At 27.4% G+C, this 6,159-nt stretch carries 8 protein-coding genes and 1 pseudogene; 6 read left to right on the forward strand and 3 right to left on the reverse strand.

The features are described 5' to 3' along the window. The 6 genes and pseudogenes from ACO409_RS09905 to ACO409_RS09930 form a co-directional block, all read left to right on the forward strand. Positions 1-249: pseudogene (locus ACO409_RS09905) on the forward strand (RNA-guided endonuclease TnpB family protein); the annotation flags it as partial. Between the two features lie 82 nt (positions 250-331). After that, a complete protein-coding gene (locus ACO409_RS09910; RefSeq protein ID WP_485556860.1) occupies positions 332-1,054 on the forward strand; it encodes a zinc-binding dehydrogenase in 723 nt (240 codons plus the stop codon). Positions 1,055-1,218: 164 nt separating this feature from the next. Beyond that, entirely contained in the window at positions 1,219-1,575 is a 357-nt protein-coding gene (locus ACO409_RS09915) for a Fur family transcriptional regulator (RefSeq protein ID WP_485556862.1), read from the forward strand. 104 nt (positions 1,576-1,679) lie between these two features. Then, complete coding sequence (locus tag ACO409_RS09920) at positions 1,680-2,594, forward strand: metal ABC transporter substrate-binding protein (protein ID WP_485556864.1); 915 nt, start codon at positions 1,680-1,682, stop codon at positions 2,592-2,594. A gap of 119 nt (positions 2,595-2,713) precedes the next feature. Next, positions 2,714-3,412, forward strand: a complete 699-nt coding sequence (locus ACO409_RS09925) for a metal ABC transporter ATP-binding protein (RefSeq protein ID WP_485556866.1) — start codon at positions 2,714-2,716, stop codon at positions 3,410-3,412. A gap of 75 nt (positions 3,413-3,487) precedes the next feature. Beyond that, complete coding sequence (locus ACO409_RS09930) at positions 3,488-4,297, forward strand: metal ABC transporter permease (RefSeq protein ID WP_485556868.1); 810 nt, start codon at positions 3,488-3,490, stop codon at positions 4,295-4,297. A gap of 173 nt (positions 4,298-4,470) precedes the next feature. On the opposite strand, the gene ACO409_RS09935 is transcribed toward ACO409_RS09930, so the two are convergent. From ACO409_RS09935 to ACO409_RS09945, 3 genes are all read right to left on the reverse strand, one after another. Next, on the reverse strand, positions 4,471-4,662 hold the full coding sequence (locus ACO409_RS09935) for a hypothetical protein (RefSeq protein ID WP_485556870.1): 192 nt from the start codon (positions 4,660-4,662) through the stop codon (positions 4,471-4,473). A gap of 76 nt (positions 4,663-4,738) precedes the next feature. Then, positions 4,739-5,485, reverse strand: a complete 747-nt coding sequence (locus ACO409_RS09940) for a YaaA family protein (RefSeq protein ID WP_485556872.1) — start codon at positions 5,483-5,485, stop codon at positions 4,739-4,741. An 11-nt stretch (positions 5,486-5,496) separates the two neighbouring features. Further along, the coding region (locus ACO409_RS09945; protein WP_485556874.1) for a ribonucleotide-diphosphate reductase subunit beta at positions 5,497-6,159 on the reverse strand (663 nt) is incomplete at its 5' end.

Genomic DNA, 6,159 nt, shown 5'->3' on the forward strand with positions numbered 1-6,159 from the left:
AGTTATACATCAAAAGCAAGTTTCTTTGATGGAGATAAAATTCCAATATATGATAGAGAAAATCCGCAAGAATATATATTCAGTGGAAAAAGAATAAAAAGAGGATTATATCAAACAAGTAAAGGCTATCAATTAAATGCAGATTGTAATGGAGCATTAAACATATTAAGGAAAAGTAAAGTTGTGGATTTAAGTATCCTATACAATAGAGGTGAGCTGAACACGCCTAAAAGAATAAGGGTAGTGTAAAGCTATCAAACTTCTTAGAAAATTTTTAAATAATTTTAAAGATTTTAGAACCCTGCGACTTTAGTCGTGGGAGGTTCAGAGATTGCCTGATGAAAAAGATTTTTTCAAAAATATCGAATTAAAAAGCAAAGAATTGTTAAAAGAAAGATTTTCAAAAAATTTAGAAATCACAGAAAAAAATATTTTCTGGTCAGAAATTGCAGCGTATCCAGAACTTTATTATACAGCATACGGCTCACTTTTTAAAAGTTTGAAATTAAAGGAAGGAGAAACACTTTTAGTTCGAGGTGGAACAGGGTCGGTGGCATTAGCAGCTATTCAGTTGGCAAAAGCTATCAATGTGAGAGTTATCGCTACGAGCAGAAGTGCATCTAAAGAGCAGTTTTTGAAGGAAAAAGGTGCAGATGAAGTGATTGTTGGAGATGAAAATTTTGATGAAGATTTAAGAAAATTATTTCCAGATGGCGTGGATAAAGTTTTGGAATTAATTGGAAGACCAACTTTGAAATCATCGCTAAAATTAGTAAAGCAAGGTGGAATCGTCTGTATGACAGGATGTCTTGGAGGCTGGATAATTGAAGATTTTGAGCCATTGGTTGATATTATTTCAGAGTCGTATTTAACTTCATTTGATAGTACAAATGTCAATAAAGATACAATAAAGGAAATGTTTGAATTTATTGAAAAATATAATATTAAACCATGTATTTCAAAAATATTTACATTAGATGAAATTTCTTTGGCACATAGATATTTAGAATCAAATAGTGCTAATGGAAAAGTTATTATAGCAGTGACGCACTAATTTTTTAGTTTTTATTTGATTTTAAATCAGTTTTACTATTTAAATATATGAAAACCTATTCATTTGACAAATAGGTTTTTTTAATATATAATAAGTTATATTTTGCAAATGATTTGCAAATTTGCTAAAATAAAAAACGTTTTTTATTATTAGGAGATGTTATTATGAAATTAACTAAAAAAAGGCAACAAGTACTTGATATTGTACAGTCTTTAGACACTCCAATAAATGCTAAGTCTTTAAAATCAAAAGTGGATTTTGACTTATCAACTGTTTATCGGGCTTTGGAGTTTTTGGAAAAAAATAACCATATTTTTTCATTTGATTTGGAAAATGAGAAATATTATTTTAAAGAAGAAAATGCTAATTTTTTTATTTGTGATTCTTGCAAACATATTGAAATCGTGCCTGAATTTTCAAATGAGGAAAATGAAAAAGAAAAAAATGAACTAAAAAAACGTGGTTTTTCACTTTTATCACATCTTTCGATTTTCAAAGGAAAATGTAACGACTGTGATTAATTTTATAATAAAGTGAAAATATTTTAAAGTTTAACCCCAAAATTATAACTATAAAATTTTACTTTATAGCTAAATACAAATTATATATTTTAGGAGGAATTAAAATGAAAAAATTATTAACTTTGATTTTGCTATCAGCATTATTTATTTTTTCTTGTGGAAAAACATCTGACAATAAAAACGAACAAGGAACATCAGGTTCAAAAGAAAAAATTGTAACAAGTGTACCGCCTTTAAAATGGCTTACTCAAAAAATTGCAGGAAATGACTTTGAAGTGATCTCCATTGTACAACCAAATATGAATCACGAATTATTTGAGCCAAAACCTTCAGATTTAAGAATCTTAGAAAATTCAAAAGTATTTTTTACTTATGATATGCTAGGATTTGAAGAAACTATTTCTGATAGTTTAAATGATAAAAATAAAATTGTTAATGTTTTGGATGGTGTTGATAAAAATTTATTTATCAAAGGAGATCATGATCACGAACACGAGCATGAACATGGAAAAAATGAAAAACATGAACATCAAGAACATGAAGGAATTGATCCACATGTATGGTTTTCATTTGATATGATGCCCAAAGTTGCTGAAAATATAAAAAATGAATTATCAAAACTTTATCCAAATAAAAAAGAAACTTTTGAAAAAAATTACAACGCCTTTATTTCAGAACTTAATCAAGTAAAATCAGAACTTTCACAAAAAATGGCTTCAAAAACTAAAAAATCATTTATGATTTACCACCCTGCATTAAACTATTTCTTAAAAAATTATGCCATTGAAGAAATTTCAATCGAACATGAAGGGAAAGAGCCATCAGCACAACAAATAAAGGAAATCATTGACGAAGCAAAAAAACACAACGTAACTACAATCCTAGTTCAACCTCAATTTCCAAAACAAAGTGCTGAAGCTATTTCAAAAGAAATTCCTAACTCAAAAGTGGCTGAATTTAATGTTGACAAGGAAAATGTCTTTGAAAATCTAAAACAATTTGTTAATTATCTGGATTAAAAATTTTTATTCAAAAGTCTTGCTTGATAGCTCAGTATTCTTAATATGTTAATTATATTGTATTTTTGGCATCAGGCAAGCCTAATTAAAAAACAAAAAAATGAAAGGATAAAAATTTAATGATTAATGAACAAAATAAAAAACTTGTGAGTGTAAAAAATCTTAATTTTAAATACAGCAATGATTATATTTTGAACGATATAAATTTAGATATCTTTAAAGGAAAAAATGTGGCAATTCTAGGAAGAAATGGAGGCGGAAAATCGACTTTGATAAAAGTTATGCTTGGATTTTTGAAAAAAAATTCTGGCAATATTAAATTTTTTACAAATAAAAGTAAAATTGGATATCTTCCGCAAATAAGAGAATTTGATACTTCCTTTCCTATTAATATTTTTGACTTGGTAATTTCAGGTTTAGCTGACAAAAGCAATCTTTTTAGAAGATTCAATAACAATGAAAAAAAACAAGCTGAGTCATTACTAAAAGAATTTGGTATTTCACATTTGAAAAATAAATTAATAAATGAAGTATCTGGCGGACAGCTTCAAAGAGCATTAATTGCACGTGCCTTAATTTCTTCACCAGAACTTATTTTTCTTGATGAGCCAGAATCATTTCTGGATAAGGAATTTGAGTTTAAACTTTTTGAAAAAATAAAGGAATTGTCAGATTCAACGCTAGTCGTAATTTCTCACGAACTTGAAAAAATCTATAACTACATCGACTCAATTTTTGTCGTAGAAGGCAATATTCGAGTTTATGAGAAAAAGGAAGATTACGTATGCAGCAATCCTTATTTACATTCACACAAATAAAATTTACAAAATTAAAGATAAATTATTAAAGATTGGGGAAATATGGAATTTATAAAAATTTTTGAATACGCCTTTATGAGAAATGCCCTTATTGTCGGGCTTCTTTCAAGTATATGCTGTGGAATAATAGGAACTTACATTGTAAATAAAAAAATGGTCTTTATTTCATCAAGTATCAGCCACGCCTCTTACGGCGGTATCGGAATAGGAATTTACCTAATTTACTTCTTTAACTTGCCAATAAAAGATCCATTATTTTTTGGACTGATTTTCTCAATATTGTCAGGTGTACTAATTTTGATTTTAAAAGACACTCTTCACGTTGACGGGGATTTAGGAATAGGTATCGTTATGTCAATGGGAATGGCTATTGGAATCATTTTTTCTTTCCTGACGCCTGGCTATCAATCTGATATGTCAACTTACCTGTTTGGAAACATCCTTTTATCCAACAGCCTAAACATAATTTTATTATTAATACTGGACATCATTACAGTCATATTTTTTATCATCTTTTACAAAAGTATAATCTACACTAGCTTTGATGAAAATTTCTACAAAATTCATAGCGTTCCAGTAACTTTTATAAATTATTTTATGATAATCCTAATATCTTCTGCAATAATAATAAACATCAAAACAATCGGAATTATCCTGATAATCTCAATCCTAACAATCCCTCAGGCAATCGCAGCTTCACTTGCTAGACGATATTCTACAATTATAGTTTTGTCTATAATTTTCTCATTCATCGGAATACTATCAGGACTGTATTTTTCCTACACACTGAATATTCCGTCAGGCCCTTCGATTATTGTGTTACTTACAGTTTTATTAGCGTTAGTTAAGGTTGGGGGATTTGTGAAAGGGAAATTTTTGAATTGATTTTTATTATAAACATGTATAAATAAAAATAGAGAGAATGTGTTTAAAACTCTCTATTTTTTTAACTATTTATACTATTCCCTATTTAAAAAGCGAATATTTATTTTAATTATGTAAAAGAAAATATTAGATTTAATCTACTAAAAAGTTCATTATTCAAATGGGATTTTGTATTAATTATAAAAAATGCAGATATAATTATAATCTACTAAATTTCCAATTTCTGACTTATATGGTGCCTGTTCTGAAAGTTTTAATAAAAATTTTCTTTTTTCCTCAGTTATTTTTTTATCTTTCATCGCAATTTTATCTTTTGAAAATCCTAAAATTTCTAATAATAAAAAAATCAATATTAATTTATTCATATATTCTTTCCTTCCTTTTACAACTTTATAAAAATTCTAAATTCAACAATTATTTTTTTACTATTCACTTTTTTTATTATCTTTTCACATAAACAAATTTTTTCTCACTTGACATATCTTTATTGAAAACATACTCATTTAAAGTAATATCTTTCAAATTATTTATATTTGTAATTCGATTTTTTACAATGTAGTTCAAAGTGAAACCACGCATCTTCTTTGAATTAGTACTAATTTGTTTTAATTTTCCATTCGTATCATTCCAAAATTCAAAATCAATTAAATTATCAGATTTTATCAATTTCGAGTATTCTTTTGATGCAAGATTTAAAATAATATCTTCTTCCTCAAAGTATTCATTTATACTACTTTTCCAAACTTCATAGAGTGATTTATTTTCAAAAATCGAATTTGTCATATCAAGCCGATATTCTTTAATATTAGTATACGGTGTTAAAATCCCATACAAAGCTGATAAAATTACTAAATGTGACTCCAAGTATTCAAAATCTTTAATATCAAATGTATCAATTTCAATAGATTTGTACGCAACACCTGTATAACTTGCCAAAGCATTACCACTCTTCTCATTTTCATAATTTTGATAAAATTCTAACAATTTTTCTGCCTTATCTTTTTTTAATTTAAATTTTTTCTCAATTTCCTCTACAGAAAACATTCTAATTCGCTCAATAATTTCATTAGTTATTCTCGGATAAAGAATTTCTGGATAAAAATCATTCTTCTCAATTAAAATATTTTTCAATTCAACTGGTAAATTATTAATTTTTTTAGTTTTACTCGGTGATATTATAATTTTCATAACTAAAATTCCTAAATCAATTCATCTGCATCTTCATCATCAAATTTAAAGTCATCATCATGCAAATGAACAACTTCCAACGCTTTTTCATAGTTTGTAGATTTTTTAGAGAAAAAATCATGCTGAGTTGTTTCTACGTTTAATCCATTTAGAACAATTGGATTTACATTTTTTACTTCAAATTCTTCTTCAAATCCTAAATTCATAAGGGCCTTATTTGCATTGTAACGAATATACTCTTTTACATCTCCTGTAAGTCCAACATCTCCATACACTTCATCAGTATATCTGCTCTCATTTTCATACAATTCATAAAGCAACGTATTCAACTCGCTTCTTATTCCTTCTTTAGTTTCCTCATCAAACGAATTATACAATTCTTGGAATAGCAATCCAACAAATACTCCATGAATCGATTCATCTGCAATAATCTTTTTAATTATATCACAACTTGCAACCATTTCTCCTTGTCCTGCAAGCCAAAGTGGTAAAAAGAATCCACTATAGAATAAGTAAGTTTCCAAATAAACTGAAGCTGCTAAAGCCATTGCGATATCTCGTCTTGAAGCCTCAGGATTATTCATCTTTTGATAATAACCATCAATTTTTTTAGCTTTGTATTGTAAATGAGGATTTTCTTGAACCCATTTGAAAGTTTCATTTATCTCTCTAGT

The organism is Leptotrichia sp. (assembly GCF_057270615.1).

Bases quoted from the DNA above. Each gene is read 5' to 3' on its own strand.
- ACO409_RS09915 (WP_485556862.1), top strand. From the start codon at position 1,219: ATGAAATTAACTAAAAAAAGGCAACAAGTACTTGATATTGTACAGTCT.
- ACO409_RS09920 (WP_485556864.1), top strand. From the start codon at position 1,680: ATGAAAAAATTATTAACTTTGATTTTGCTATCAGCATTATTTATTTTT.
- ACO409_RS09925 (WP_485556866.1), top strand. From the start codon at position 2,714: ATGATTAATGAACAAAATAAAAAACTTGTGAGTGTAAAAAATCTTAAT.
- ACO409_RS09930 (WP_485556868.1), top strand. From the start codon at position 3,488: ATGAGAAATGCCCTTATTGTCGGGCTTCTTTCAAGTATATGCTGTGGA.
- ACO409_RS09935 (WP_485556870.1), bottom strand. From the start codon at position 4,662: ATGAATAAATTAATATTGATTTTTTTATTATTAGAAATTTTAGGATTT.
- ACO409_RS09940 (WP_485556872.1), bottom strand. From the start codon at position 5,485: ATGAAAATTATAATATCACCGAGTAAAACTAAAAAAATTAATAATTTA.